The sequence below is a fragment of the Streptomyces sp. MNU89 genome (genome assembly GCF_020982505.1).
GTDB lineage: Bacteria > Actinomycetota > Actinomycetes > Streptomycetales > Streptomycetaceae > Streptomyces > Streptomyces xinghaiensis.
Genome location: NZ_JAJKLL010000001.1, coordinates 6,188,358 through 6,214,924 on the forward strand (window position 1 = coordinate 6,188,358; position 26,567 = coordinate 6,214,924).

The following is a 26,567-nucleotide window of genomic DNA, read 5'->3' on the forward strand; positions in this document are numbered from 1 at the left end:
TTCCGTGCTCCTGTACCCAGCGGTAACGTCCGGCGCACCCCCCTTCTGGAAGGAGCAGGAATGCGCCGGTGCCGTCCGCGTTCCCTCAGCCGCAGAGTCCCGCGTCCGCGCGGGGCTCTTCTCATGACCGCGCTGCTCGCCCTCGGCGCGGGACTGCTCTCCCCGCCCCCGCCCGCCGCCGCCTCCACGCCGCCACCACCACCGCCACGGCCGCCTCCGCGGACGACTACTGCGCGGACCAGTGCTCCGACATCCTCCCGCCCGGCGCCAACGGCAACGCCACCCTCGCCGGCATCCTCGCCCACCGCACCCTCGGTACCCGCCCCGCGCACAGCTCCGACCAGCTCGGCCCGTACACCGACCTGGTCGCCGGCCACCCCTCCCTCACCGACGCCTCCCTCGCCGAGTTCTTCAACGACGCCTCCTTCGGCGTTCCCGAGGACCAGGTCGAGTCCGTCACCCGGCCCCGCGAGGACGTGACGATCACCCGCGACAAGAAGACCGGCGTCCCGCACATCCAGGGCACCACCCGCGAGGGCACCGAGTTCGGCGCCGGATACGCCGCCGCCCAGGACCGGCTCTGGCTGATGGACCTCTTCCGCCACATAGGCCGCGGCGAGCTCACCCCGTTCGCGGGCGGAGCCGCCGGAAACCAGGGCCTGGAGCAGCAGTTCTGGCCGCAGGCCCCGTACACCGAGGCCGACCTGCAGGCGCAGATCGACCGGATCGCCGCCTCCGGCGAGCGCGGCGCGCAGGCCATGGCCGACTCCCGGGCCTACCTCGACGGCATCAACGCCTACATCGAGAAGGCCAAGAAGGGCCGCTACTTCCCCGGCGAGTACGTCCTCACCGGGCATGTCGACGCCATCACCAACATCGGCACCATCGAGAAGTTCGAGCTGACCGACATGGTGGCGCTCGCCTCCGTCGTCGGCGCCCTCTTCGGCGGCGGTGGTGGCGGTGAGGTGCAGTCCGCGATCGCGCTGCTCGCCGCGCAGGAGAAGTACGGCACCGAGAAGGGCACCGCCGTCTGGGAGGCGTTCCGGCAGCGCAACGACCCCGAGGCCGTCCTCACCCTGCACGACGGTGAGTCCTTCCCCTACGCCGGCAAGCCGGAGAACCCCCGCGGCGCCGCCCTGCCCGACCCCGGATCGGTGACCGCCGAGCCGCTGGTGTACGACCGCGAGGGCACGGCCGTGAAGGACGCCGAGAACCCGGTCGCGGCGCCCCCGCACCTGCGGAAGCTGCGGAACCTCCACGACGACGGGGTGCTCCCCGCCGACCTGTTCGCGAAGCCGCACGGCATGTCCAACGCCCTGATGGTGTCCGGCGCCCACACCGCGAGCGGCAACCCCGTCGCCGTCTTCGGCCCGCAGACCGGCTACTTCGCGCCCCAGCTGCTGATGCTCCAGGAACTCCAGGGCCCGGGCATCAGCGCCCGCGGCGCGTCCTTCGCCGGCGTCGGGATGTACGTCCAGCTCGGCCGCGGCCAGGACTACGCCTGGAGCGCCACCTCCGCCGGGCAGGACATCACCGACACCTACGCCGTCGAACTGTGCGAGCCCGACGGCTCCGCCCCCACCAAGGACTCCTCGCACTACCGCAACGGCGGCGCCTGCGAGCCGATGGAGAAGCTGGAGAAGCGCAACGCCTGGAAGCCCTCCCTCGCCGACTCCACGGCCAGGGGCTCCTACCGGATGCAGGTGTTCCGCACCGACTACGGCATCGTCACCCACCGCGCCACGGTGGACGGCAAGCCGGTCGCCTTCACCTCGCTGCGCTCCACCTACCGACACGAGGCCGAGTCGATCATCGGCTTCCAGATGTTCAACGACCCCGGCTACGTCACGGACGCGAAGTCCTTCCAGCGCGCGGCCGAGCACGTCAACTACACCTTCAACTGGTTCTACGCCGACTCCCGCGACACCGCCTACTTCAACAGCGGCAGCAACCCGGTCCGGGCCGAGGGCGTCGACGCCTCACTGCCGGTGAAGGCCGAAGAGGCGTACGAGTGGCGGGAGTTCGACGCCGGGCCCAACACCGCCGCGTACACCCCGGCCGCCGAGCACCCGCAGTCGGTGAACCAGGACTACTACATCTCCTGGAACAACAAGCAGGCGCGGGACTACACCTCGGCCGGCTTCGGCGACGGCTCCGTCCACCGCGGCGACCTGCTCGACACCCGGGTGAAGCGGCTGACGGAGCAGGGCGGGGTCACCCGCGCCTCCCTCACCCGCGTCATGGCCGAGGCCGGGGTCACCGACCTGCGCGGCGAGGCCGTCCTGCCCGTACTGCTCAAGGTCCTGCGCGGCGGTGCCGTCAGTGACCCGGCGGCGGCCGAGGCCGTCCAGCGGCTGGAGTCCTGGGCGGCCGGCGGCGCCCAGCGCAAGGAGACGAAGGCGGGCTCGCGGACCTACGCCCACGCGGAGGCCATCCGCACCATGGACGCCTGGTGGCCGCTGCTCGTCGAGGCCCAGTTCGCCCCCGGCCTCGGCGACGCCCTCTACGAGGCCTTCCGCGCCAAGCTGCCGCTGGACGAGTCGCCGTCGGCGAGCCACGGCGCGACGGGCGGGCACGCGGGCTCGGCCTTCCTCGCCGGCTGGTGGAGCTATGTCGACAAGGACCTCCGGGCCGTCCTCGGCGAGCCGGTCGCGGGCGGTCTGGAGGAGGAGTTCTGCGGCGGCGGGGACCTCTCCACCTGCCGGGAGGTCCTGCTGACGACGCTCACCCGGGCGGCCGCCACCCCGGCCACCGAGGTCTACCCGGGCGACGAGGACTGCGAGCCGGGCGACCAGTGGTGTTCGGACGCGATCATCCACCGGCCGGTCGGCGGGATCACGCACCCGATCGTCCACTGGCAGAACCGCCCGACCTACCAGCAGGTGGTGGAGTTCCCCCGGCACCGCTGAGACGTCACGTTCCGAGGCGACCACCCCGGGCGGCGGCCGGCACTTACCGGCCGCCGCCCGGCGGTGTGCGCGGCCCGGGGGCCCGGGGCCCGTCAACTCTCCGACGCGTGCATGCCGTTCACCGCCGGTACAGCAGATGCTCCGCGCGCACCCGGCGGAACGCCGCCAGGTCCGCCCGCCAGCCCGCCACCACCTCGTCGGTGTCCGCCCCCCGGTCGATCGCCGTACGGACCCAGGTGCTGCCGGTCAGCTTGTCGATCCAGTGGTCGGAGCGCCAGGTGAAGCCGTCCCACACCCGCTTCGCGGTGACCAGCAGCCCGATCCCGGTGCGGACCGGGTCGAACGCCTCCCGGTCGTGGACGTGCAGCTGCACCCCGCCGACCGTGCGGCCCTGGAACTTGGAGAAGACCGGCTGGAAGTACGCCTCCCGGAAGCGCACCCCGGGCAGCTCCAGCCCGTTCGCCGCCTCCGCCCAGCGGCGGTCGATCCCCTCGGCGCCCAGCAGTTCGAACGGCCGGGTGGTGCCGCGTCCCTCCGAGAGGTTGGTGCCCTCGAAGAGGCAGGTGCCGGAGTAGACCAGGGCCGTCCCGGGTGTCGGCATGTTCGGGCTCGGGGGCACCCAGGGCAGCCCGGTCTCGTCGAAGAAGTCGCCGCGCCGCCAGCCCGACATCCGGACCACGTCCAGCTCCACCGCCCGCCCTGCCGCCTCCGGCACGAACTCGGCGTTGAACAGCAGCGCCAGCTCGCCGACCGTCATGCCGTGCGCCTGCGCGATCGGCTCCCGGCCCACGAAGGTGGCGAACTCCTTCTCCAGCACCGGCCCGTACGCGCCCCGCCCGGTGACGGGGTTCGGCCGGTCCAGCACCATGAAGCGCTTGCCCGCGAGGACGGCGGCGACCATGCAGTCGTACATCGTCCAGATGTAGGTGTAGAAGCGGGAGCCGGCGTCCTGGATGTCGAAGACGACCGTGTCCACGCCGGAGGCGGTGAAGATGTCCGCCAGCGCCTGCCCGCTCTTGAGGTAGGTGTCGTAGACCGGCAGGCCCGTCGCCGGGTCCTCGTACCGGCCCTCGGAGCCGCCCGCCTGGGCCGTGCCGCGGAAGCCGTGCTCGGGGCCGAAGACGGCCGTCAGGTTCACCCGCTCGTCTGCGTGCATGACGTCCACCAGATGGCGCACCCCGGCCGTCACCCCGGTGGGATTGGTGACCACCCCGGCCTTCCGTCCCTCCAGCGGCGCGTAGCCCGCCGCCGCGAGCCGGTCGAAGCCGGTACGGACCCGGGGCCCGCCATGGCGCCCGGACCGGCCGCCCGCCGCCTCGACGCCGGCCGCGGGCGCGGCGGTGGCGGCCACCGCGCCGACGGCTCCCGTGACCGCCAGCAGATTTCTCCGGGACAGGGACATCCAGCACCTCCGGGCTCGGCGTCGGACCGGGGCGCGGCGGCGCCGGCCCCGGCGATTGCGCTGTGCACCCGCACGCTAACCCGCCGGAGCCCCGCGCGGGAACGACCCCGGCGGCCGCCGTCGGGCCGCTCCCGCCACTCTTCCCCCGTGACATACCGACCGGTTAGTGTGCGGTGCGGACGCCGCCCGCGCCACCGGCACCGGCCGCGGGCCGCGGTACGGACAGGCCGCAGCCGAAACCGGAGGGGACGCCCGATGCCCGAGTCGATCTACGCCGCCCGGCCCTGGCTCAAACTGCTCAGCGAGGCCCAGCGGGCCCCCGTCGATCCGCCGGAGACCACACTCCACGCCTTCCGCGACGCGGTGCGCCGGGCCCCGGACCACCCGGCCCTGGCCTACTTCGACGCCCGGCTGGACTACCGCGAGCTCGACGAGCTCTCCGACGGCTTCGCCGCGCACCTCGCCGCACGGGACTTCCGGCGGGGCGACCGGCTGGCGCTGGTCCTGCAGAACACCCCCCACTTCGTGATCGCGCTGCTGGGGGCGTGGAAGGCGGGCGGCATCGTCGTCCCCGTCAACCCGATGTACAAGGAACGGGAGGTCGCGCACGTCCTCACCGACGCGGGCGTGACCGCCCTGGTCTGCTCCGGCCACGCCTGGGAGGCCTTCCTGCGCCGGACCGCCTCCGACTCCCCGGTGCGCCTGGCGTACACCGCCGAGGAGCGGGACCTGCAGACCCGGAACGACACCCGGGTGCTGCCCGGGCGCCGCGCGCCCCGCGCCGAGGACGCCACCGACCTGCTCCGGGCCGCGCGGAGCGGCGGCCGGCCGCCTGCGGACCGGGAGCCGGGGGCCGGCGAGACCGCGCTCATCAGCTACACCTCCGGCACCAGCGGCGCCCCCAAGGGCGCCATGAACACCCACGGCAACATCGCCCACAACGCCGAGCGGATGCGCGCCGGCGCCGGACTCGGCGACGGGGTCCGGATCTTCGGGCTGGCCCCGCTCTTCCACATCACCGGCATGGTCGTCCAGCTCGCCACCTGCGTCGCCGGCGCGGGCACCCTCGCCCTCGCGTACCGCTTCGAGGCCGGGGTCGTCCTCGACGCCTTCGCCGAGCACCGTCCCGCCTTCACCGTCGGCCCGTCCACCGCCTTCATGGCACTGGCCGCGCACCCCTCCTGCACCCGCGACCACTTCAGTTCCTTCGCCATGATCGCCTCCGGCGGGGCGCCGCTGCCGCCCGCCCTGGTGGAGAAGTTCCGCGCCGACTTCGGCCCGTACATCCGGAACGGCTACGGCCTGACCGAGTGCACCGCGCCCTGCGCGAGCGTCCCGCCGCACCGGGAGGCGCCGGTCGATCCCGTCTCCGGCACGCTCGCGGTCGGCGTGCCCGGCGCCGACACCCTGGTGCGGATCCTGGACGAGGACGGCCGGGAGGTGCCCTTCGGCGAGCCGGGGGAGATCGTGGTGCGCGGGCCGCAGGTCGTGCCCGGATACTGGAACCGGCCGGAGGACACCGAGGCCGCGCTGCCCGGGGGTGAACTGCGCACCGGCGACATCGGCTTCATGGACCCCGACGGCTGGCTGTACGTCGTCGACCGCAAGAAGGACATGATCAACGCCTCGGGGTTCAAGGTCTGGCCGCGCGAGGTGGAGGATGTCCTCTACAGTCATCCGGCGGTCCGCGAGGCGGCCGTGGTGGGCGTCCCGGACCCGTACCGGGGCGAGTCGGTGAAGGCGTACGCCAGCCTGCGGCCCGGCGCTCGCGCCGAGCCCGCCGAGCTGGTCGCGTACTGCCGGGAGCGGCTCGCCGCGTACAAGTACCCGCGGGAAGTCGAGATCCTGCCGGAGCTGCCGAAGACGGCCAGTGGGAAGATCCTGCGACGGGAACTGCGCGTCCGGGCCTGACCGGCGCGGGCAACGGCAGGGCGGCGTGACAGGACGGCGCGGCACGGCGCCGCGGCACGACACGGAGAGCAGAGAGGCAAGGTGGCGGTGATGGCCAGAACGACGGAGGGCAGCGGAGCACCGGTTCCGCAGCGGCTGCTGGCCGCCGCCACCCGCCTTTTCGCGGACCGGGGCTACGACCGGACGTCCGTCCAGGAGATCGTGGAGGCCGCGGGGGTGACCAAGGGCGCCCTCTACCACTACTTCGGTTCCAAGGACGATCTGCTGCACGAGATCTACGGCCGGGTGCTCCGCCTGCAGCAGGAGCGGCTCGACGCCTTCGCGGAGTCCGACGCCCCGGTCGAGGAGCGGCTGCGGGGCGCGGCGGCCGACGTCGTCGTCACGACCCTCGAACACCTCGACGACGCGACGATCTTCTTCCGCTCGATGCACCAGCTGAGCCCGGAGAAGAACAAGCAGGTGCGGGCCGAGCGGCGGCGCTACCACGAGCGCTTCCGCGCCCTGATCGAGGAGGGGCAGCGCACCGGCGTCTTCTCCACCGCGACCCCGGCCGACCTGGTCGTCGACTACCACTTCGGCTCGGTGCACCATCTGGCCACCTGGTACCGGCCGGAGGGACCGCTCACCCAGCAGGAGGTGGCCGACCACCTCGCCGACCTGCTGCTGCGCGCCCTGCGGCCCTAGTGCCGCACCAGGCAACCTTCGCCCCGTCGCGGCACCAGCCGGCGGGACGGCGGACGCGGCGGGAACCGGGGCGGGCCCGGACCGGATCTCCGGTCCGGGCCCGCCCCGGTCTGCCGCGCGGTTCCCCGCGCCCGCCGTCCGCCGTCAGCGGTACTGCTTGATCTCCCGGCGCGCCAGCGAGCGCTGGTGCACCTCGTCCGGCCCGTCGGCGAGCTGGATGGTCCGGGCCGCGGCCCACAGCTCCGCCAGCGGGGTGTCCTGGCTGACGCCGGCGGCGCCGTGCAGCTGCACCGCCCGGTCCAGCAGGGCCACCACGGTGCGCGGTGTGGCGATCTTGATGGCCTGGATCTCGGTGTGCGCCCCCCGGTTGCCGACCGTGTCCATCAGCCAGGCCGTCTTGAGGACCAGCAGCCGCAGCTGTTCGACGGCCACCCGGGCGTCGGCGATCCAGCCCTGGACGACGCCCTGTTCGGCCAGCGGCTTGCCGAAGGCCGTACGGGACACCGCGCGCCGGCACATCAGCTCGATGCCCCGCTCGGCCATGCCGATCAGCCGCATGCAGTGGTGGATCCGGCCGGGGCCCAGCCGGGCCTGGGCGATGGCGAAACCGCCGCCCTCCTCGCCCACGAGGTTCGTCACCGGGACGCGGACCCGGTCGAAGACGATCTCGGCGTGGCCGCCGTGGTGGTCGTCCTCGTAGCCGTAGACCTTCATGGCCCGGCGGACCTCGACGCCCGGGGTGTCGCGGGGGACGAGCACCATGGACTGCTGGCGGCGGATGTCCGCGCCCTCGGGGTCGGTCTTGCCCATCACGATGAAGATCTTGCAGTCCGGGTTCATCGCCCCGGAGATGTACCACTTGCGGCCGGTGACGACGTACTCGTCGCCGTCCCGCTCGATCCGGGTCTCGATGTTGGTGGCGTCGGAGGAGGCCACCTCCGGCTCGGTCATCGCGAACGCGGAGCGGATCTCGCCGGCGAGCAGCGGCTCCAGCCACTCCTTGCGCTGCGCCTCCGTGGCGAACTCGGCGAGGAGCTCCATGTTGCCGGTGTCCGGGGCCGCGCAGTTGAGGGCGGTGGGCGCCAGCTGCGGGCTGCGGCCGGTGATCTCGGCCAGCGGGGCGTACTGGAGGTTCGTCAGCCCGGCGCCGTACTCCTCGTCGGGCAGGAAGAGGTTCCACAGCCCCTGCCGGCGGGCCTCGGCCTTGAGCTCCTCGACCACCGGCGGGGTGCCCCACCGCGAGTCCAGTTCAGCCCGCTGCTCCTCGGCGGTCCGCTCCGCCGGGTAGACGTGCTCGTCCATGAACGCGAGGAGTTTCGCGCGGAGTTCCTCGGTACGGGCGTCGAATGCGAAATCCATGAGCTCAGCCTTCCTGCAGGGTGGTGAGGCCGTTGTCGATGAAGACCGGGACGAGGGCGCCGATGCGGTCGAAGCCCGAGCCGACGGTCTGGCCGAGGGTGTAGCGGTAGTGGATGCCTTCGAGGATCACCGCGAGCTTGAAGTAGGCGAACGCGGTGTACCAGGCGATCCGTGAGACGTCGCGGCCGGAGCCGGCGGCGTAGCGCTCGATCAGCTCGGCCGGGGCGGGGTGGCCGGGGGCGTCGGCGGTGGTGCTGATCGGCATCCCGGGCAGGGCGCGCTGACCGCTGTACATCACCAGCAGCCCCAGGTCGGTGAGCGGGTCGCCGAGGGTGGACATCTCCCAGTCGAGGACGGCCCGCACGGAGTCGTCGGGGCCGACGAGGACGTTGTCCAGCCGGTAGTCGCCGTGGACGACGGTGGGCGCGGGGGAGCCGGGCAGCGCCTTGCCCAGGGAGGCGTGGAGCTCGTCGATCCCGGCGAGCTCGCGGTTGCGGGAGGCGTCGAGCTGCTTGCCCCAGCGGCGCAGCTGGCGGTCGAGGAAGCCCTCCGGCCGCCCGAAGTCGCCGAGGCCCACCGCCTCCGGCTCGACGGCGTGCAGCGCGACCAGGGTGTCGACGAGTCCGAGCACCACCCCGCGGGTGCGCTCCGGCCCCAGCGGGACCAGTTCCTCGGACTTGCGGTAGGGAGTGCCCTCCACGAACTCCATGACGTAGAAGGCGGAGCCGATGACGGACTCGTCCTCGCAGAGCAGTACGGTTCCGGGTACCGGTACGGCCGTCGGGTGCAGGGCGCTGATCACCCGGTGCTCGCGGCTCATGTCGTGGGCGGTGGCGAGCACATGGCCCAGCGGCGGCCGGCGGACCACCCAGCGGGAGGTGCCGTCGGTGACCGCGTAGGTGAGGTTCGACCGGCCGCCCTCGATCAGCCGGGCGGTCAGCGGCCCCCGCACCAGCCCGGGGCGTTCGCGGTCGAGATGGCCGCGGAGGCGGTCCAGATCGAGGCCGGGCGGGTGGTCCTTGCTCATCACTGCTCCTTGGGGGAAGGGACGTCCCACTAATCATGCCGACCAGTCGGTATGACGTCCAGACCCGGGCGGCACTTGACAACCGGGCCGGGCGCCGGTGCGGCGCCGTGTCACAGGACCAGGAGGGTCCCGCACGCCGCCATGGCGACGACGCAGCCCGCCGCCAGCGTGACCGATCGTACGGACACGGCCCCGGGCCGCGCCCGGTCCAGCGCGCGGATCCTGCGGTGGGCGGCGGTCAGCAGCACGAGCCAGGCCGCGGCCGTCAGGGCCACCGCCACGGCGGCGACGGCCCCGGTGTCGCCGTGCAGGGCCAGCCGTACGGCCAGGATCGCGGCCACCGTGCCCGCCAGCGTCGAACGCCGCCAGGCGAAACCGGTGCGCTCGGGCTGCGCCGCCGGGTCGCGCGGGGCCGTCTGCGTCATCAGCCCGCCCAGCCGACGGCCACGGTGGTGACCATCACCGCGGAGATCAGGATCACCCCGGCCGCGAGGAAGGCGGGGAAGCGCGTGGACGGCAGGTCCTCGCCGCGCCGCATCGCCAGTTCCACCCGCACCCAGTGGTTCACCGCCCGCGCGGCCACCAGCGCCCCGCCCACGAGCAGGACGACGGCGACGGCGGCCCGTACCGAGCGGTGCAGGTCCGGCAGGAACTGCGCGACCGCGAAGCCGCCGCCCACCAGGGCCAGGGCGGTGCGCAGCCAGGCGAGGAAGGTCCGCTCGTTGGCGAGGGAGAAGCGGTAGTCGGGGGTCTCGCCCTGGGAGCGGATCCGGGCGGGGGAGAACCACAGCCGCACTCCGGCGGCCGCCGCACGCGCTTTTCCGAACGGAGTTCCGGCCATGACCCCATCCAATCAGAGGGGCCGGGGAAATCCTTCGAGGGGTGAAGGGGGAGCGCGGCCGCCCCCGGGGACGGAATCCGCTCTCCCCCCGGAACGGGCCCCCGGTCTGCGGTCATACACTGCGGGGGGCGGCTGCCGGGCGGGCCCGATTATCAACAAGATGTAAACAACCATCCGGTGAGGAAACGGTCCTCCGGGGACGCCTTGACGCGGAGTGGTGACTAACGGTTTGCTGTCTGTGATCATCGGCCGGTGTAGCGGAGATCACGCCGCCGGCGGGTCCGCCAAATGCACGGACAAGTGCCCCATACCGGGCGGGAAGTGGCGTGTTGCCGTGGAGGAAGAAGCTCACGGATGACCCCTCCACCGCCGCCACCGCCCCCGCTGGGCAGATCCCGCAACAAGGACGGCTTCGCCTTCGACCCGGCCCTCGACGACACGGAGCTCGCCGGGGTCCGCGACGCGCTCGTGCAGGGCCGCTGGGGCGAGAGCCGCGCCCTGCTGGCCAGGACCGGCCGGGACTGGGACCGCCGCGGCCACCGGCTGGTCGTCCTCGGCATGGAGCCCAACAGCGCCGCCTGGGCCGAGGAGTGGCGGCTGGCCGAGCCCGACAGCGTGGACGCCGCCGCCCTGTCCGCCTGCGCCAAGGTCTTCCGCGCGCTGCGCGGCAAGGAGGACCCGGCCGCCGCCCGCGAGGTCTGCCGGGCCGCCGCCCGGATGTATCCCGCCGACCCGTCCCCCTGGCTGGCCCTGCTGATCCTCGCCCGGCACACCGGCACCGACGAGGAGCGGCTGCAGATCTTCGACCAGGTGCGCGGCCGCCACCGCGAACACCACCACGCGCACCACCTCATGACGGCCTGTCTGGCCGAACACCAGCAGGGCGACCGGGACGATCCCTTCCACGAGGTCTACGACTTCGCGGCCTGGGCCGCCGAACAGGCCCCCGCCGACTCGCCGCTGTGCGCCCTGCCGGTCATCGCGCACACCGAGCGCTACCGGGTCCTCGCCCACGCCGGCATCGAGCCGCGCGACCCCACCCGCTCCGGGCACTGGAAGAGCCGCCGCGCCCGCCAGGTGATGAAGGCGGCCTTCGACTGGTGGCTGGAGTGGGGCTACGAGGAGCACCCGCGCCGCCTGGTGGACCTCAACTTCCTGGCGCACGCCAAGTACCACGAGGGCCGGCCCTGGGAGGCCGCCGCCCTCTTCCACCGCATCGGACGCCATGTCACCAAGGAGCCCTGGTCCTACCCCGACCGGGACCCCCGGAAGACCTACCGCGCGGCCCACGCCGCCGCCACCGGCGGGACGGACATCCGGTGACCGGCCCTCCGCGCGCCCGGCACCACCTCTTAACCAGCCGACAGACCTCAACCAGCGGGAAGGTGACCATGCTGACGGACAACGACTCCGCCATCAGCACGTACAAGGGCCAGGAACGGGCGCTCCGCGCGGACCGCATCGGCCTGGGCGGCCTGCTGCTCTCCGTCCTCGCGGCCAGCGCGCCCCTCCTCGTGGTCGCGGGTGTCATGCCCACCACATACGCGGTGATGGGCATCGTCGGACAGCCGCTGATCTTCGTCCTCCTCGGCGTGGTCCTGCTGCTCTTCAGCGTCGGCTACGCCGAGATGAGCCGCCATGTGCACAACGCCGGCGCCTTCTACGCGTACATCGCCCGCGGCCTCGGCGGCACGGCCGGGGCCGGCGCCTCCGTCGTGGCCCTCGTCGCCTACAGCGCCATGCAGGTCGGCATCTACGGCATCTTCGGCTTCGAGGTCAGCGGGCTCGCCGACACCTACCTCGGCCTCACCGTCGCCTGGTGGATCCCCGCCCTCGCCGCCGCGCTCATCGTCGGCGTGCTCGGCTGGCTCAAGATCGACCTCAGCGCCAAGGTGCTCGGCGTGCTGCTCGTCATCGAAGTCTGCATGGTCGTCATCTTCGACGTCGCGGCCATCGGCGACCCCGGCCCCCAGGGCCTCTCCCTGACGGCGTTCGACCCCGGCACCCTCGCCGGGGCCGGCCTCGGCACCGCGCTCTGCTTCGCCTTCGCCTCCTTCGTCGGCTTCGAACAGGCTCCCGTCTACGCCGAGGAGACCCGGCGCCCGCAGGTCGTCGTCGCCCGCGCCATGTTCCTCGCCGTCGGCTTCGCCGCCCTCTTCCTGGCCCTCAGCTCCTGGGCCCTCAACATCGCCTCCGGCCCCGCCCGGATCGTCCAGGACGCCCAGGAGCAGAGCGCCGGACTGCTCTTCCACCTGACCGAGGGCCGGCTCGGCTCCACCTTCACCGACGTCATGCACGTCTTCTTCGTCACCGGCATGTTCGCGGCCATGCTCAGCTTCCACAACGTCGTCGCCCGCTACGCCTTCGCCATGGGCCGCGAGGGCCTGCTGCCCGCCGCCCTCGGCCGCACCACCCGCACCAGCGGGGCGCCCGGCACCGGATCGCTGCTGCAGAGCGCCGTCTCCTTCGCCGTGATCACCGTCTTCGCCCTCACCGACGACAAGCCGCACGGCGATCCGACCGCCCCGGTGCTCAACCTCTTCACCTGGATGGGCAACGTCGGCGCGCTCGGCGTCATCGTCCTGATGGCCACCGCCTCCGCGGCCGTCATCGCCTTCTTCGTCCGCCGCGGCGCCGCCCGCGCCCAGGCCTGGCGGCTTCTCTGCTCCGGCATCGCCTGCGCCGCGATGCTCACGATCATCGTCTACACGGTGAAGGACTTCGACGTGCTGCTGGGCGCCGAGCCCGGCTCGGTGCTGCGCTGGGTCCTGCCCGGCATCATCGGGTTCGCCGTGGCCGGCGGCCTCGTCTACGGACTGGTGCTGCGCTCCGTGCGGCCCGAGGTGCACCGCCGGATCGGGCTGGGGAACCAGGCGTTCCAGCTCGAACGGACGGCGGCCGCGCAGGCGGACTCCGCGGACCCCGCGCCCCCGGCCGGCACCGCGGCACCGCGCGGCTGACCCCCCACGACGGCACGGGACGGTACGGCCCGGGTCCCCGGACCCGGGCCGTACCGTCCGATCATCACTCTTTCGAGTGCTGAACACCGGGCCACCCCTAGGCAGTTGAGGATTCCGAACGGTAACTTGCGCTCGCCGACGGCCCCGCCGCGGCGGGTACGGGTTCGAGAGAGGTGACGCGGTGCGCGAACTCAGCCTTCCGCCCCTGGTGCAGAAGCTCCGTACGGGAGGTCTCGCGGATTCCGTGTACGAGATCGCCGAAAGGGCCCCGGACCGGGTGCAGTTCTCCCGGCGCGAGGACGGCCCCGGCGGCATCCGCTGGCTCCCCGTGACGGCCCTCGGCTTCCGCAGCGACGTGACGGCCCTGGCCAAGGGGCTGATCGCGGACGGCGTCCGGCCCGGCGACCGCATCGCCGTGATGTCCCGCACCCGCTACGAATGGACCCTCTTCTCCTACGCCCTGTGGTCCATCGGCGCCCAGCTCGTCCCCGTCTACCCCACCTCCTCCGCCGAGCAGGTGCACTGGATCCTCTCCGACACCCGCGCCTCCGCCGTCGTCGTCGAACACGCCGACGAGGCGATGACCGTCGGCGCCATCTGCGACGACCTCCCCCAGCTGCGCCGCATCTGGCAGCTCGACGAGGGTTGCGTCCAGGAGCTGTCCGCCCTGGGCCGCGGCATCCCCGACGCCCTGGTGCACCGGATGCGCGCCGGGGTCAGCCCCGGCTCGGCGGCCACCATCACCTACACCTCCGGCACCACCGGCCGCCCCCGGGGCTGCGTGATCACCCACGCCAACCTGGCCTTCGAGTGCGACACCCTCATCGAGGGCTGGCGCGAACTCCTCGCCGAACCGGGCGAACAGCCCGCCGTCCTCGCCTTCCTCCCGCTCTCCCACGTCTACGGCCTGATGGTGCAGGTGGCCTGCCAGCGCCACGGCGTCCGCCTCGGCCACCAGCCGGACCCGTCCTCCGAAGAACTCCTCCCCGCCCTCGCCTCGTTCCGGCCCACCTTCCTCTTCGCCGTGCCGTACGTCTTCGAACGGATCTACCGCACCGCCCGCCGGCAGGCCGAACGGGCCCAGAAACTGGAGGCGTTCGACCACGCCGTGGACGTCGCCATGCGCTACGCCGAGGCCGTCGAACGGCGCTCCCTGCTCCGCGGTGCCGGACCGGGGCCCGCGCTGCGGGTCCAGCACGCCCTGCACGACCGCACTGTCTACGCCCGGCTGCGCGCGGTGCTCGGGGGCCGGGTGCGGCACGCCGTCTCCGGCGGATCACCGCTCTCCCGGGAGCTCGGCCTGGTTTTCGCGGGAGCCGGTGTCACCATCTACGACGGCTACGGCCTCACCGAGACGGCCGCCGCCGTCACCGGTCACCCGATCGGCCGCCCCAAGTTCGGCACCGTCGGCCGCCCGCTGCCCGGATGCGCCGTGCACATCGCGGAGGACGGCGAGATCTGGGTGCGCGGGGACAACGTCTTCGCCGGATACCTCGACGACCGTGAGGGCACCGAGGAGGTGCTGCGCGAGGGCTGGCTGGCCACCGGCGACATCGGCCACCTCGACGAGGACGGCTATCTCCACCTCACCGGGCGCAAGAAGGACATCATCGTCACCAGCGGCGGCAAGAGCGTCTCCCCGCTCATCCTGGAGGAACGGCTCCGCGCGCACCCGCTGATCTCGCGCTGCCTGGTGGTCGGCGACAACCGGCCGTTCATCGCGGCCCTGATCACCCTGGACCCGGAGGCCGTGGGCCATTGGCAGCGGCTCCGCTTCCAGCAGCCCCTGGACCTGCGGGTGGTGGTGCGCCACGCCGAGCTGCAGGAGGAGATCCAGCGCGCGGTCTCCCGTGCCAACACCGCCGTCTCCCGCAGCGAGTCCATCCGCGCCTTCCGCGTTCTGCCGCACGACTTCAGCGTCCGGGGCGGCCTGCTGACCCCCTCCCTGAAGCTCCGCCGGGGCGCCATCGTCAAGGCGTACGCGGCCGAGATCGCCGAGCTGTACTCCCGGTGAGCGGGGGAGGCCAGGCCCCTTCGGTCCGGCGGGCCCGGCCGCCGGCGGAGGGGAACGGCGGCCGGGCGGTCCGTCAGCGGATGTGCACCCAGTGGGCCTTCGAGGGCACGCCCGCGGAGTCCGTCACGAACAGCATGTACCAGCCGCGCGGCACCAGCGTCGGATCCTCCGGCACCGTCAGCGCCAGCCGCCCGCCGCTCCGCCGCTCCAGGCCCAGCTCGACGGAGCGCTGCTCGACATCCGTGGTGTGGGTGACGGCGCTCGGCCGCATCAGCCGGGCCCGCGCCGCGCGCCGGGCGGACTCGACGGTGAAGACGGCCGTGTCGCCGCGCTCGGCCTCGGCCGGCCCGCCGGTGATCCGCGGCCGCTCGCCCCGGTGCAGATAGGGCGGGGAGAAGATCTCGACGCGCTGCTCGAAAGTGCCCGGCTGGTTGTTCTCCGGGTCGGCGTAGAGCGGGTCGGAGCCGAAGGTGGCCACCCGCCCGTCGGGCAGCAGCAGGGCCTCGGAGTGGTAGTTGCGGCCCACCACCGGGGACGCGGCGGGCCGGAACGCGTTCTTCTCCGGCAGGTAGAACTGCGCCTTGTGGATGTCGCTCTCGCCCTTGCCGCGGTAGTCCTCCGAGCCGCCGGTGGTGAAGACGGTGTCGTCCGGCAGCAGCACGCTGGAGAGATAGCGGGTGCCCTGCGGCAGGTCGGGCCCCGGGGTGAAGCGGGGGTCCTTCCGCGCCAGGTCCGCGACGGCGGTGCGCGCGGTGGACTTCGGCGACTCGCCGACGCCCCCGCCGCCGAGCACCATCACCTTCTGCTCCTGGGCGGGCGGCAGCAGCACCGAGGCCGAGGTCTCCAGCTGGTCCTGGTCGGAGAGGCCGGGCACCGGGCGGAAGGTGTTCTTCTCCACGTTCCACAGCCCGGGCGCGCGGCCCTTGTCGGCGGGCCCGTAGCCGGCGTTGGAGCCCGAGTAGAACAGGTCTCCGCCGCGGGTCAGGAAGAGCGCCGGATAGGTGGGGAAGTAACGTTCCGGCGCGGGTGACCAGGTCCGGGTCTCCGGGTCGAAGACCTCGTTCTTGCCGGGGACGACCTGGCCGATCTCGTCCAGACCGGAGACGGCGAGGACCCGGCCGTCCTTGAGGGTGGTCAGCGTGGGGTACCAGCGGGCCTCCGCCATCGGGTCGACCGGCAGGTACCGCTCGGCCACGGGGTCGAACTCGTAGGCGACGTCCAGGCCGTGGTAGTCCTGCTTGTCCAGGGTGAGCGACTGCGCGAGACCGTAGACGTTCCGCCGGTCCGCGCCCTTCAGCCCGTCGACGGAGTACTGGGCGGGGCGCCGGGTGACCTGGCTCCGGCCCTTCCGCACGGCCTCGACGAAGACCCGCTCCTCGCTCGCCGTGACGGTGACCTTGCCGCCCTTGCGCTTCTTCTTCTCGGCGGCGGGGAGCTCGAACGCCCGGGTGGTGCGGTACTGCTTTCCGTCCGGGGAACGGAAGACGGTGCCGCGGGGGAAGTGGTGCGGCCGGTCCGGGTCCTCGTTCTTGACCAGCATCCCGCCGCCCGCGCGTTCGACCTTGCCCTCCAGCACCTCGTAGCGGGCGGTGCCGCCGGCCACCAGCAGCTTCCCGCTGGGGAGCTGGGCGTGGCCCGAGCAGAACAGGTCCTCGGGGGTGGGGATCAGCCGGAAGGTGTTCTTCTCCGGGTCCCACAGCAGCGTCTTGAAGGTGCCCGCCCGGAACATCTTCTCGTTGTTGCCGGACCCGGCGATCAGCAGCACCTTGCCGGTGTGCAGCAGGGCCGCGTGGATGGCGTTGACCCGGTACTTCTCCGGGACGCCGAGCAGGTCCCAGTGGCCGTACCGCGCCTTGTACTCCGGCTGTTCGATCTTGTAGGCGTGGTAGGTCCGCTCGGCGTAGCTGATGGCCGCGGGGGCGTTGAGCCCGGCCAGGGCGAGGAAAGCGGCCGCGCCGAGGGCCGTGGTGCGGAAGCGGGGGCTGATCAGATGGCGCACAGCGGGTCCTTCTCTGCGGGGGTGTCACGCTTCGGGGACGCGGCCGTCGGCGCGGACGCGGCCGCGGGCGAGGCCGTCGACGCGGCGGGGACGGTGGCGGGGAGCGGGCCGGGTCGCGGCGGGCGGAGTCCGCCCGCCGGCCCGGCGGAGGAGTCCGCCCGGGCCGCGGGGACGGCGGGGACCGCGGCGACCGTGCTCCGCCTCCGCCGCCCGCCGGCCGCCCAGACGAGCACGGGGGCGAGGCACAGGGCGAGGGCGAGCAGGGCCCAGGCCGTTATGGCGGCGTGCAGATGGCCGAGGAAGAGGGCGGCCACGACCGAGCCGCCGAAGACCGCGGCCCAGAAGAGATGGATCCGGAAGGTGGCGAGCCGGTCGGGGCTGGCCGAGTCGCCCTTGGGCGTCACCACGAAGGAGCTCTTGCGGCGCAGCACGGCGTCGACCAGCGACTTGGCGTAGATGGGCGCGGAGAGGGCGGACATCGCCATGCCGGCGAGTCCGCCGGACCCCTCCGGTTCGTGCGGGGAGACGTTGTGCCGCCGGTTCCAGATGTAGAGCCCGATCTGCAGGGCCGCCGCGTCGCTGTACAGCATCAGCCAGATCTCCGCGGGGACGTGCAGCCCGGACGCGCCGACGACGAGGAAGAGCAGGCAGCTCAGAGCGGCGAGCAGCCAGTTGAGCGCCGTCATCGGGTAGTAGACGACCATCAGCGTGTAATTGAGCAGCCGGCCCGGCGGAAGGGAGAACGGGGCCTTCCAGAACTGCTTGAGGATGGTCTCGTACGTGCCCCGCGACCAGCGGAGCTGCTGGGTGAAGAAATCCGTCCAGGCGGCCGGTCCCTCACCGACGGCGAGTACGTCGGGGGTGTAGACGGAGCGCCATTTCCGCCCGGTCTCGGGATTCCTGGCCCGGTGGAGTTCGAAACCGGTCGCCATGTCCTCGGTGATGGAGTCGTAGAGGCCGCCGATTCCCTGGATGGCCTTGATGCGGACGGCGTTGGAGGTGCCGACGAACATGGGGGAGCCATAGGCGTTACCGGCCCGCTGGATGAGCGCGTGGAAGAGGAATTGCTGGCTTTCCGCGGCCTTGGTGACGGCGGTGTCGTAATTCCCGTACACCTGGGGGCCGATGACGAAGGCGACGTCCGGATCGCGGAAGAAACCGAGCATGCGCTCCAGGTAGTTCGGCAGCGGTACGTGGTCGGTGTCGACGGAGGCGAAGAAGTCGTAGTCGCCGCCGTGGGCGTCCAGCCAGGCGTTGTAGTTGCCGTGCTTGGTCCGGGCGCGGTGCGGGCCGGTGGACCGGTTCCACTTCTCGACGCCCTTGCGGGTGAAGTGGCGGACGCCGAGGCGGGCGCAGACGGCCTTGGCCGCCGGGTCGTCGCCCTCGTCGAGGAGCCAGACGTGCACGGTGCCGCGGTGCCGGATGCGGACGGCGGCCTCCAGGGTCCTGGTGACCATCTCGATCGGTTCCTTGCCGGGCACGAACGAGGTCAGGAAGGCGACCCGGGTACCGGGCTCGGGGGTGACGGGCACGGGATCGCGGGCGACGAGCGTCGCGTGGGCGTTCGAGAAGACCGTGCACAGCCGGAAGAACTCGATGAGACCGATCGAGACGAGCATCGTGGTGTCCGCGGCGGATTCCCAGCCGGACACGTACGGCCGGTGCACCCAGTGTGCCGGCTGGAGCAGCCAGAACAGCAGCAGCGCGGAGACGAGGGGGGCGGCGCAGAGCAGCAGGGTGGCGCGGATCCGGTGCGGTTCCTGCGCCAGCAGGCTGCGGTACGCCACCCGGTACGGCTTTTCTTCCTCTTCCGGGTCGTGGAGCGGTCCCGCGAGTCTGCTGTACCGCTCGTAATCGTAGGCCGGAGGGGAATCGGGGGCGGGCCGCTCCCCGGCCTTCTGGGTTACGGAATTCGGTGACGCCATCGGGGCACTCCCGTGGGACTGACTGGAAGGAAAACGAGGGGCGATGACCCGGACGGCCTAGAATTTTCATGTCATCGACCGAGATGAGAAGGTAACAATCACCTGCCGGATTCCTGCGGAAATGTGATGTTCGGCGCGCCATGATAATGACCCTGGAGGGCGCCGGGGCGGGCCCGGGCAGCCGCGGCCACGGTCTCGTGAATCCCCGGAATTCCACGGCGGACAGGGTGCGGCGCGGGGCGTGGGACCCGCACGGATGGCCGCGGGAGACGGCCCCGCTGCGCGTGCCGAACCCGGGGAACGGGGGGTCGGGCGCAAGCCCGTGGCATCCGGGAGAGCGAAGGCCGTACGGGTGGCAGTCGCCGGTGCTGGACCACGGCCCCGCACGGGGCGGGGCCTGCCGTGTGCGGTCCTCCGCTGCCCGCCGCCGGGAGGGATCGGGCCGTCAGAAAACCGGGAGGGACCGGACTGTCAGGAAGCCGGAAGCGCTCGCCCGAAGGGGGCACGGTGCGGGGCGCGGGGTGCGTGCGCAGGACTGCGCGTGCGGGTGGCAAGAAGGCGGCCGCGAGGTCCGCGGCGAGGAGTTCCGCGGCGAAGACCGGCGCAGAAGCCGAAGCCCATGGCCGTTCCCGCAGGCGTCTGCAAGATCCGCGCCGGCCCGTCCTGGCACGCGTGCAGCCCAGCCTCCTGCGGCACCACCTGAAGCATGAACCTCGGGTCCGGCATGCGGCGCGCCAACTCCACCGACTCGACAGTGTGCTTGGAAAAATGCACCCGGACGCCGAGCTCCGCTCGGCTGAGCCCCGCGTGCTCGTGCAGCGCCTGAACGAACGCGCCGAACGTCCGCAGGCGGTCCGAGGGATGCGGTGCCCGCTCCCAGTCCCCGGCCGGATCCGGCCGTACGCCGACGCTTCCGCGCGCGTCCGTCCCCGGTTCCCATGGCAGCGGTCGCCGCTGTCGGATCTCGGGCTCCGGCTCAGCCTCTGTTGCGGCGGGCCATCACGTGAACGGCTGAGTCACGGGCTCCACGGCGGAGTCGTGGACGAGTTCGGCAAGCTGGACGAGGAAGCCGTACGTCGTCAGACGTCCCTGGATGCGAACGAAGTACGACCGGTTGGAGCACCGGAAGACCTGTCGGCGGCGGACCTTCCGGAAGCTGTGCTCGTAGGCGCTGGCCGTCTGCAGGAGAGCTGCTTCCGCCTCTTCCGTGCTGCCTTGGAATTCCGCCACGGTCCGCGCGTCACGGTCTGCCTCGGCGACGCCTTCGACCGGTATGGCCAGCACCATCCATTGGGGCACGCTGGATCATTTCCTTCCCCCTCGGCGCCGCATGCCGCGACGCGCACGGGGCCAGTGTGGCAGGTGAGCGGCGGTGCCGTGTTCCGCTCGTGCCGTGCGCAGTGCGAGCAACTGCCCGTCCGGGCCCGGTCATCCTCCGGCTATGACGTCTGCGACGCCCGACCCGCCGTCCACGACTCCGCCCGGCTGGCCGCACTGCGCACGGACTTCACGGGCGTTGGTCCTCGGCGTCTGCATGGCCATTGGCGAGCTTGCCGTCGGGGTGGGCGCTGTGGTGGACGGCAAGGGGATCTGGAGGAACCGACAGCGCCTGTGCACGAGTTCGGGCAGCGCCCCGAAGCTCTGCAGAAATCGAAAAGTTCAGACTTCAGGCAGCACAGGCCCCTGCCGGGAGTCCAGCAGGGGCCCACGGTGGAGAGAGCTGCGGAGGGCCGGTACCTGTCCTCGATGAACGGCATGCCGGCCGACATCAGCTACCGTCTGCTGCCGGTTCGACGTCCCGGCCTCACCTCAGATGCCGGGTGAAGAACTGGGCCGCGACGTCCCCCGCGAACTGTGGGACGCCAGTGTGCCCGCCCATGTTGGCGTGCAGGGACTTCTCCTTGGAGCCGAAGGCGTCGAACAGGTCCAGGGCCGCCTGCCGGTCGTTCCCTTCGTCGTCCCACTGCAGCAGGACATGCAGCGGAATGGTGACCTGCCGGGCCTCCTCGAACATGGCGCGAGGCACGAAACTCCCGGCGAAGAGACCGGCGGCCACGATGCGCGGCTCGACCACCGCCAGCCGGATACCGATGGAGATCACTCCCCCCGAGTACCCGACCGGGCCGCCGATCTCGGGCAGCGACAGGAGGGCGTCCAGGGCGGCCTGCCACTCCGGGACCGCCTTGTCGACCAGCGGGAGGATGAGGGCGTCGACGATCTCGTCGCTGACCGGCTCGCCGGCCTCCATCGCCCGGCGCAGGTCGGCGCGGGCCTGCTCGGCGGCGGGCCAACGGGGCCGGTCGCCGCTTCCGGGGAGCTCAATGGTGGCCGTGGCGAAGCCCTCCGCCGCGGAGTGCCGGGCCCGGGCCACCAGTCGGGGGTACATCTTGCGCAGCCCGAGGGGAGGGTGACCGAGCAGGATCAGCGGCGCCGGTGCGGATGCGGATGCCGATGCGGGTGTCCACAGGATGCCGGGGATCTCGCCGAGGGTGAATGCGCGTTCCAGGACGCCGTTGTCGAGGTGTTGCTCTGAAGTGACGTGCATGGTCGTGCCTTTCGGGAGTGCACTGGAACGGCGCTCCCGGACGACCTGTCTATCGCCCGACCGTGACCCCGGAGGGGAGCACCCATGTCGATACTGCGTTCACGGGTACCACCTCCTCGATCTCTCGCACGGCCTCCGGAAATGTAGCAGTGGTCGCCCCTCGTCCAGCAAGTGGTTTTTTTCGGAGCCTTCGTTGCCGGACCCCACGGAGACACGACGCAGAGCTACTCGAGGTGTCGTCGCGATGTCCCGAGTGGCGGCTCTGCGACGGCGGGGTGCACCAGCCCTGTCGTTTCTCATGAGCATCGAACCCCCGACGCACCGCCGACGCCTCTCAACTCGTTCACAGGTGCTGTCGGTTCTCGTGAACAAAGCCATCCCTCCGGGTACGGACGGGACGACGGTGACCGCGACGGTCCGGCCGATGCGGGCGTTCCCCATGAGTTGCTGGGCGCCCGACGAGGACGTGGAAAGCCGCTTCACCATCGACCTCGCCACCGGCGTCCTCAAGGAAGCGATCGCACGCCTCGGAGACCGCGAGTTCGCCCACTACGGCATCACGTCACTGCGGACCTGAGCCTGTGGTTCAAGAACCCGCAGCGTTTACCGGGTGGTGACGCTGTGGGGATCGGGCGCGATACGTTCACCCGGCAGGGCCGGACCGGGTATGGCTCCGGCTCGGAGAAGGTTGAGGTCGGACTACGGGTGGGCAATCGCCCGGGGCCGGGGCCGGGGTCGAGGGCGGGTGGAGACGCTCGTCAGCGACTTCCCGCCGGGGCGCGGAAAACCGGCTGCCGTCGGGACCGGCCCACCCATATCCTCGCGCGGAGGGCTGACTTGGCGCCCCGCCGGCAGCCGGCACCCAACGGACGAGGACGCGTGGCGCAATGAGCAGCCGACTCTTCGCAATCTCCTTCGACGCGCACCAGCCCGAACGCCTGGCCCGCTTCTGGTCCGGCCTCCTGGGCCTGGAGAGATCCGACGATTCCTACGACGGCGTCGCCGTGCTGTCCGGGAACGACGCCGGCTACCGCCTCGGCTTCCGTCCCTCCCCGGCGCGGAAGACCGCCGAGAACCGGCTGCACTTCGACCTGACCAGTTCTTCCCCGGAGGACCAGCGGGAGACCGTGGCCAGGGCGCTCGACCTGGGCGCGCACCACGCCGACGTCGGCCAGGGAGCGGAGGTCCCCCATGTGGTGCTGGCCGACCCCGAGGGCAACGAGTTCTGTGTCCTGGAGCCGGGCAACAAGTTCCTCGCCGGCTGTGGCGTCATCGGGGCGCTCGCCTGCGACGGTTCGCAGGCCGTGGGCTACTTCTGGAGCGAGGCGCTGGGCTGGCCGCTGGTCTGGGACCAGGACGAGGAGACCGCCGTCCAGTCGCCGGACGGCGGCACGAAGATCACGTGGGGCGGCCCGCCCCGCATGCCGGACCCCGGCAAGGACCTGCACCTCGACCTCGCGCCGGACGGAGATCAGCAGGCGGAGGTCGAACGGCTGCTCTCCCTCGGGGCGAAGCGCCTCGACCACGCCCCCGGCGAGGACGGCGCGGTGTTGCTGGCCGACCCGGATGGCAACGCGTTCCGCGTGCTCGCGTACCGCTGAAGCCGGAACCGGACCGGCCGCGATGGGCGGTTGGTGCTGCGGGGGTGCGGAAGAGGGGTGGACCTGCCGCTGGTTCATGGAAGGCGCAGCTCAAGTCCCGGCGGACCGCCCATGAGGAACCACTCGGTTCCCGGACTCCGCTGTCCCGTGGTACGGCCTGCGCGCCGGCCGCGCCCTGGCCTGGCTGCTGGGCGCCATGACCGTCACGCTGCTCGCGCTGCTGCTGTGGGGCCTGCCGGTGGACGACCCGAAGCCGACCACCACCGGCCGCCAGGTCGCCGTGGGGCAGGAGGTCACCTGGACCACCGACACCCCGGACCCGGTCAACCCCACCGGCGCCTGGCCGGAGCGGGTCACCACCGAGCGGTTCGAGAAAGGGCTGCGCGTGGTGATCAACTCGGTGGTCTTCCGCTCCTCCGGCCAGGACCTCACCACCGCCGGCACCTACACCGAGATGGCCTCCCGCCTCGCCGAACCCGTCCTCCTCGGCCTGGCCGTCCTGGCCATCCGCAGCCGCGTCAAACGCTGACCGCGCCGCCCTGCCCGGCAGCAGCCAGGGGCGATTCGTCGTACCCGGTCGGGCCGGGGCCACCCCAAGGACCGCTTCGGCGGATCCCGTTCATCAAGTCTCGTCGCAGTTCACCGCCCACAGCCTTCGAGTCGTACGCCGTGTCGCGGGTCGCCGGGGGTGCGCGCCCCGAAGGCGCGATGTCCTTCGGAGCGCGCAGAGGTTCGGGTTCAGGCGTTGTAGCCGCCGTGGGCGTCCAGCACCGCGCCCGTGACGTACGAAGCGGCGGGGCTCGCCAGGAAGGCGATCGCCGCGGCGATTTCGTCGGGGTGCCCCATGCGTTGCAGGGACAGCGAGCTGACCAGGGCATTGAGGGTCTCGGGGTCCGGCGGTTGCATGCCGCCCTCCATCAGTCCGGCCTCCACGACGTTGGCCGTGATGTTCCGGGGCCCGAGGTCCCGTGCGACGCCCATGGTGTACCTCTCGACCCCGGACTTGGTCGCCGAGTAGTCGGCAAGGCCCGGGGCGCCGACCCGGGAGCCCAGTCCGGAACTCACCGTGATGATGCGGCCGCCCGTGCGCAGCACTCGGGAGGCGGCCCGGATGACGGCGATCACGCCGAGGTAGTTGGTGGCGTGCATCCGGTCCAGGGCGGCGGTGTCGGCGTCCGGGTCGTCCACCGTGCCGGCCACGGAGATCGCCGCGTTGTTGACGAGGATGTCCAGGCCGCCGAAGTGCGCCACCACGTCGTCGATCAGCGCCGGCGCCCGGCTCGTGTCCGCCTGGTCGGACCGGAAGGCGACGGCCTTGGCTCCCTTGCCGTGCACCTCGTCGACGACGGACTGCGCCTGCTTCTCGGAGCTGACGTAGGTGAAGGCGACGTCGGCGCCCTGCTCGGCCAGCAGTCGTACGGTCGCGGCTCCCAGTCCGCGCGACCCCCCGGTGACCAGGGCGACCTTGCCCATGAGTGGCTTGCTCATTCTTCTCACCTCGTTGATTGACCCTTCCGGCTGTCGCAACATTAGTTGTTACGACAGCCTGTTGCAACCTTTACTGTTACGACTGCCGCCTGTCGTAACATGAAGCGTTGCGGCCGGGAGGAGGGGTTCATGAGTGCCAACAGCAGGTTGACCATCGCCGCCCACGCGCTGGCCTGGATCGGTCTCTACCAGCGCCAGGGCCATGAGGTCGCCACCTCCGAGCAGATCGCGACCAGCGCGAACACCAACCCCGTGGTGATCAGGCGGCTGCTCGGCGAGCTGCGCAGGGCCGGGCTCGTGGAGTCCCGGCGGGGCGTGGGCGCGGGCTGGTCGCTGGCGCGCGAGCTGGAGTCGATGACCCTGCTCGACGTGTACGAGGCAGTGGAACCCGGCCCGCTGTTCGCAATGCACCGCACCACCCCGGACCAGGAATGCGTGGTGGGTCACGGCATCCAGCCGGCGATGCAGGGCATCTACGAGGGCATCGAGGAGACCCTGAGACGCGAGCTGGCCAGCGTCACGCTCGAGAACGTACTCCGGGACGTACTCGCGGCACCTCGCTAGCCTCCCCGTTACGCCCTGACATCACCCTGGACGCGCAGATCGGCCGGTGGGCCGGGCGGGGGTCTTTGTTGTCCTGGCGGGCGATTGTGGTCCATTCCCTACCCGGCCGGTGGCGTCACTCCTCCAGCGTGAGCACCACCTTGACGTCGTCCGGACGCTGCTCCAAGGCCTCGGCCGCCCGGTCGAGCGGCAGTCGGCGGGTGAGGAGCCGGTGCAGCCATGCCGCGTCGGCCCGTGCGAGGGCGTCGGCGGCCTGCCGGAAGTGCCGGCCATTGGCATTGACGGAGCCCACCACGACATCGTTCTCCAGCACGATCTCGCGGTTCACCGTGCCGGCGTCAACGGTCAGCCGGCGTCCGGCGGGTGACACACCCGTGAGACAGACCACGCCGTAGGGCGCGGTGCCGCGCATGGCGGCGAACACCACCTGTCCGGCGCCGGTGGCCTCCACGACGATGTCCGGACGCACGGCCGACAGCACGTCGTCCACCGCGCCGCTGTGGTAGGTGGCCCCCAGATCGCGGACCAGCCCGGGCTTCGGTCCGTCCGTCACCCGGTCGAGGACGTGGACCTCCAGCCCGCGCTGCTGTCCGAGCAGGGCGGCCAGCAGACCGATCGGGCCGGCGCCGGTCACCAGGACACGCCGGGGCTCGAACCAGGCCCTGGCCCCCACGCGCTCGATCTGCTCCCAGGCCTTGGCGACGACACCGGCCGGTTCCAGCAGGACGCCCGCAAGACCCAGATTCGCGTCGACCGCGACGGCGTAGTCGTCCTCCACACACCACAGTCCGGCGCCGTAGCCGTCCAGTTCCTTGATACCGCGTTCCCGGTAGCGCCCGTTGCGGCACATGTCGAACTCGCCGTGCGCACAAGCGCCGCACGGTTCCGGGTCCGGGCGCCGCACCACACCCGCGACCAGGTCGCCGGCGGCGAAAGCGCTGCCGTCCGGTGCCTCCTCGACGCGGCCCAGTGATTCGTGGCCCAGCACCAGCCGGTCCCGGCCCGCGGGCGCCCGGCCGTACTCGCCGGCGGCGATCTCGCGGTCCGTGCCGCACACCCCCACGGCGATGCCGCGGACCAGGAGTTCACCCGGCGCCGGCTTCGGCTCCTCCACCTCCCGCACCTCGAGCGAACCGCTGTGACCCGGCCGGACCGTCAGTGCGCGCACGCTGCTCTTCCTCTCCAACGCCGGTGTACGGCTTCCCGGACGGGTACCGCGGAACGCGGCCGGTACACCTCTCCCCGCAGCGCGCCGGAGCCGGCGGCACCGGGTGGGAAGGAAGCGCGAAATTCCGGGATGAGCCCGAGGGGAACCTGTGACAGCCGGCTGCGAGCGGG

Annotated in this window: 21 protein-coding genes and 1 pseudogene; 10 read left to right on the forward strand and 12 right to left on the reverse strand. The window is 72.1% G+C overall.

Annotation, left to right across the window (positions count from 1 at the left end):
- Positions 1–60 precede the first annotated feature (60 nt).
- Positions 61–2,909 (forward strand): annotated as a pseudogene (locus E4N63_RS26415) (penicillin acylase family protein).
- Between the two features lie 118 nt (positions 2,910–3,027).
- Here the strand turns inward: E4N63_RS26415 and E4N63_RS26420 are convergent.
- A complete protein-coding gene (locus E4N63_RS26420; RefSeq protein ID WP_125622693.1) occupies positions 3,028–4,311 on the reverse strand; it encodes an exo-beta-N-acetylmuramidase NamZ domain-containing protein in 1,284 nt (427 codons plus the stop codon).
- Between the two features lie 255 nt (positions 4,312–4,566).
- Between E4N63_RS26420 and E4N63_RS26425 the strand changes: the two genes are divergently transcribed.
- Positions 4,567–6,222 carry an AMP-binding protein gene (locus E4N63_RS26425; RefSeq protein ID WP_230241836.1) on the forward strand — a complete coding sequence of 552 codons (1,656 nt, stop codon included), beginning with the start codon at positions 4,567–4,569 and terminating at the stop codon, positions 6,220–6,222.
- Positions 6,223–6,312: 90 nt separating this feature from the next.
- A complete protein-coding gene (locus tag E4N63_RS26430) occupies positions 6,313–6,906 on the forward strand; it encodes a TetR/AcrR family transcriptional regulator (protein ID WP_043463313.1) in 594 nt (197 codons plus the stop codon).
- 144 nt (positions 6,907–7,050) lie between these two features.
- On the opposite strand, the gene E4N63_RS26435 is transcribed toward E4N63_RS26430, so the two are convergent.
- The 4 genes from E4N63_RS26435 to E4N63_RS26450 all read right to left on the reverse strand — a co-directional run bounded on the left by E4N63_RS26435 (position 7,051) and on the right by E4N63_RS26450 (position 10,133).
- A complete protein-coding gene (locus tag E4N63_RS26435; RefSeq protein ID WP_125622695.1) occupies positions 7,051–8,265 on the reverse strand; it encodes an acyl-CoA dehydrogenase family protein in 1,215 nt (404 codons plus the stop codon).
- Positions 8,266–8,269: 4 nt separating this feature from the next.
- A complete protein-coding gene (locus E4N63_RS26440) occupies positions 8,270–9,292 on the reverse strand; it encodes a phosphotransferase family protein (RefSeq protein ID WP_125622696.1) in 1,023 nt (340 codons plus the stop codon).
- A gap of 110 nt (positions 9,293–9,402) precedes the next feature.
- Complete coding sequence (locus tag E4N63_RS26445) at positions 9,403–9,717, reverse strand: DUF202 domain-containing protein (protein ID WP_125622697.1); 315 nt, start codon at positions 9,715–9,717, stop codon at positions 9,403–9,405.
- Positions 9,717–10,133 carry a YidH family protein gene (locus E4N63_RS26450; protein WP_230241837.1) on the reverse strand — a complete coding sequence of 139 codons (417 nt, stop codon included), beginning with the start codon at positions 10,131–10,133 and terminating at the stop codon, positions 9,717–9,719. The genes E4N63_RS26445 and E4N63_RS26450 overlap by 1 nt, the downstream gene beginning before the upstream one ends.
- A 354-nt stretch (positions 10,134–10,487) precedes the next feature.
- On the opposite strand from E4N63_RS26450, the gene E4N63_RS26455 reads away from it, so the two are divergent.
- From E4N63_RS26455 to E4N63_RS26465, 3 genes are all read left to right on the forward strand, one after another.
- The gene (locus tag E4N63_RS26455; protein ID WP_125622699.1) at positions 10,488–11,456 is read left to right on the forward strand and encodes a hypothetical protein; all 969 of its coding nucleotides are present in this window, start codon (positions 10,488–10,490) and stop codon (positions 11,454–11,456) included.
- A 68-nt stretch (positions 11,457–11,524) separates the two neighbouring features.
- A complete protein-coding gene (locus tag E4N63_RS26460) occupies positions 11,525–13,093 on the forward strand; it encodes an APC family permease (protein ID WP_125622700.1) in 1,569 nt (522 codons plus the stop codon).
- A 181-nt stretch (positions 13,094–13,274) separates the two neighbouring features.
- Positions 13,275–15,107 (forward strand): long-chain fatty acid--CoA ligase, encoded by a 1,833-nt coding sequence (locus E4N63_RS26465; protein ID WP_230241838.1) that lies wholly within the window; start codon positions 13,275–13,277, stop codon positions 15,105–15,107.
- Between the two features lie 73 nt (positions 15,108–15,180).
- On the opposite strand, the gene E4N63_RS26470 is transcribed toward E4N63_RS26465, so the two are convergent.
- The 5 genes from E4N63_RS26470 to E4N63_RS26490 form a co-directional block, all read right to left on the reverse strand.
- A complete protein-coding gene (locus E4N63_RS26470) occupies positions 15,181–17,106 on the reverse strand; it encodes a kelch motif-containing protein (protein ID WP_230241839.1) in 1,926 nt (641 codons plus the stop codon).
- Complete coding sequence (locus tag E4N63_RS26475) at positions 17,094–19,031, reverse strand: glycosyltransferase family 2 protein (RefSeq protein ID WP_230241841.1); 1,938 nt, start codon at positions 19,029–19,031, stop codon at positions 17,094–17,096. Before E4N63_RS26475 ends, E4N63_RS26470 begins: the two co-directional genes overlap by 13 nt.
- 471 nt (positions 19,032–19,502) lie before the next feature.
- A complete protein-coding gene (locus E4N63_RS31615) occupies positions 19,503–19,994 on the reverse strand; it encodes a helix-turn-helix domain-containing protein (protein ID WP_374112894.1) in 492 nt (163 codons plus the stop codon).
- A gap of 36 nt (positions 19,995–20,030) precedes the next feature.
- A complete protein-coding gene (locus tag E4N63_RS26485; protein ID WP_125622704.1) occupies positions 20,031–20,330 on the reverse strand; it encodes a hypothetical protein in 300 nt (99 codons plus the stop codon).
- A gap of 505 nt (positions 20,331–20,835) precedes the next feature.
- Entirely contained in the window at positions 20,836–21,576 is a 741-nt protein-coding gene (locus E4N63_RS26490; protein WP_230241842.1) for an alpha/beta hydrolase, read from the reverse strand.
- 364 nt (positions 21,577–21,940) lie between these two features.
- Between E4N63_RS26490 and E4N63_RS26495 the strand changes: the two genes are divergently transcribed.
- From E4N63_RS26495 to E4N63_RS26505, 3 genes are all read left to right on the forward strand, one after another.
- Positions 21,941–22,153 carry a hypothetical protein gene (locus E4N63_RS26495; RefSeq protein WP_125622707.1) on the forward strand — a complete coding sequence of 71 codons (213 nt, stop codon included), beginning with the start codon at positions 21,941–21,943 and terminating at the stop codon, positions 22,151–22,153.
- Positions 22,154–22,463: 310 nt separating this feature from the next.
- Positions 22,464–23,177 carry a VOC family protein gene (locus tag E4N63_RS26500; protein ID WP_125622708.1) on the forward strand — a complete coding sequence of 238 codons (714 nt, stop codon included), beginning with the start codon at positions 22,464–22,466 and terminating at the stop codon, positions 23,175–23,177.
- 196 nt (positions 23,178–23,373) lie between these two features.
- Positions 23,374–23,706, forward strand: a complete 333-nt coding sequence (locus E4N63_RS26505; RefSeq protein WP_308188749.1) for a hypothetical protein — start codon at positions 23,374–23,376, stop codon at positions 23,704–23,706.
- A 209-nt stretch (positions 23,707–23,915) separates the two neighbouring features.
- Here E4N63_RS26505 and E4N63_RS26510 read toward each other — a convergent pair whose 3' ends face one another.
- Entirely contained in the window at positions 23,916–24,665 is a 750-nt protein-coding gene (locus tag E4N63_RS26510) for an SDR family NAD(P)-dependent oxidoreductase (RefSeq protein WP_230241843.1), read from the reverse strand.
- Positions 24,666–24,794: 129 nt separating this feature from the next.
- Here E4N63_RS26510 and E4N63_RS26515 point away from each other — a divergent pair, with 129 nt between their 5' ends.
- Positions 24,795–25,229 (forward strand): Rrf2 family transcriptional regulator, encoded by a 435-nt coding sequence (locus E4N63_RS26515; RefSeq protein WP_125622710.1) that lies wholly within the window; start codon positions 24,795–24,797, stop codon positions 25,227–25,229.
- 115 nt (positions 25,230–25,344) lie between these two features.
- Here E4N63_RS26515 and E4N63_RS26520 read toward each other — a convergent pair whose 3' ends face one another.
- Positions 25,345–26,397 (reverse strand): glucose 1-dehydrogenase, encoded by a 1,053-nt coding sequence (locus E4N63_RS26520; protein WP_125622711.1) that lies wholly within the window; start codon positions 26,395–26,397, stop codon positions 25,345–25,347.
- Positions 26,398–26,567: the final 170 nt, after the last annotated feature.

What these genes read in the sequence shown, in the direction of transcription:
- E4N63_RS26420 (WP_125622693.1), bottom strand. Translation starts at nt 4,311, where the DNA reads ATGTCCCTGTCCCGGAGAAATCTGCTGGCGGTCACGGGAGCCGTCGGC.
- E4N63_RS26425 (WP_230241836.1), top strand. Translation starts at nt 4,567, where the DNA reads ATGCCCGAGTCGATCTACGCCGCCCGGCCCTGGCTCAAACTGCTCAGC.
- E4N63_RS26430 (WP_043463313.1), top strand. Translation starts at nt 6,313, where the DNA reads ATGGCCAGAACGACGGAGGGCAGCGGAGCACCGGTTCCGCAGCGGCTG.
- E4N63_RS26435 (WP_125622695.1), bottom strand. Translation starts at nt 8,265, where the DNA reads ATGGATTTCGCATTCGACGCCCGTACCGAGGAACTCCGCGCGAAACTC.
- E4N63_RS26440 (WP_125622696.1), bottom strand. Translation starts at nt 9,292, where the DNA reads ATGAGCAAGGACCACCCGCCCGGCCTCGATCTGGACCGCCTCCGCGGC.
- E4N63_RS26445 (WP_125622697.1), bottom strand. Translation starts at nt 9,717, where the DNA reads ATGACGCAGACGGCCCCGCGCGACCCGGCGGCGCAGCCCGAGCGCACC.
- E4N63_RS26450 (WP_230241837.1), bottom strand. Translation starts at nt 10,133, where the DNA reads ATGGCCGGAACTCCGTTCGGAAAAGCGCGTGCGGCGGCCGCCGGAGTG.
- E4N63_RS26455 (WP_125622699.1), top strand. Translation starts at nt 10,488, where the DNA reads ATGACCCCTCCACCGCCGCCACCGCCCCCGCTGGGCAGATCCCGCAAC.
- E4N63_RS26460 (WP_125622700.1), top strand. Translation starts at nt 11,525, where the DNA reads ATGCTGACGGACAACGACTCCGCCATCAGCACGTACAAGGGCCAGGAA.
- E4N63_RS26475 (WP_230241841.1), bottom strand. Translation starts at nt 19,031, where the DNA reads ATGGCGTCACCGAATTCCGTAACCCAGAAGGCCGGGGAGCGGCCCGCC.
- E4N63_RS26490 (WP_230241842.1), bottom strand. Translation starts at nt 21,576, where the DNA reads ATGCACGTCACTTCAGAGCAACACCTCGACAACGGCGTCCTGGAACGC.
- E4N63_RS26500 (WP_125622708.1), top strand. Translation starts at nt 22,464, where the DNA reads ATGAGCAGCCGACTCTTCGCAATCTCCTTCGACGCGCACCAGCCCGAA.
- E4N63_RS26505 (WP_308188749.1), top strand. Translation starts at nt 23,374, where the DNA reads ATGACCGTCACGCTGCTCGCGCTGCTGCTGTGGGGCCTGCCGGTGGAC.
- E4N63_RS26510 (WP_230241843.1), bottom strand. Translation starts at nt 24,665, where the DNA reads ATGAGCAAGCCACTCATGGGCAAGGTCGCCCTGGTCACCGGGGGGTCG.
- E4N63_RS26515 (WP_125622710.1), top strand. Translation starts at nt 24,795, where the DNA reads ATGAGTGCCAACAGCAGGTTGACCATCGCCGCCCACGCGCTGGCCTGG.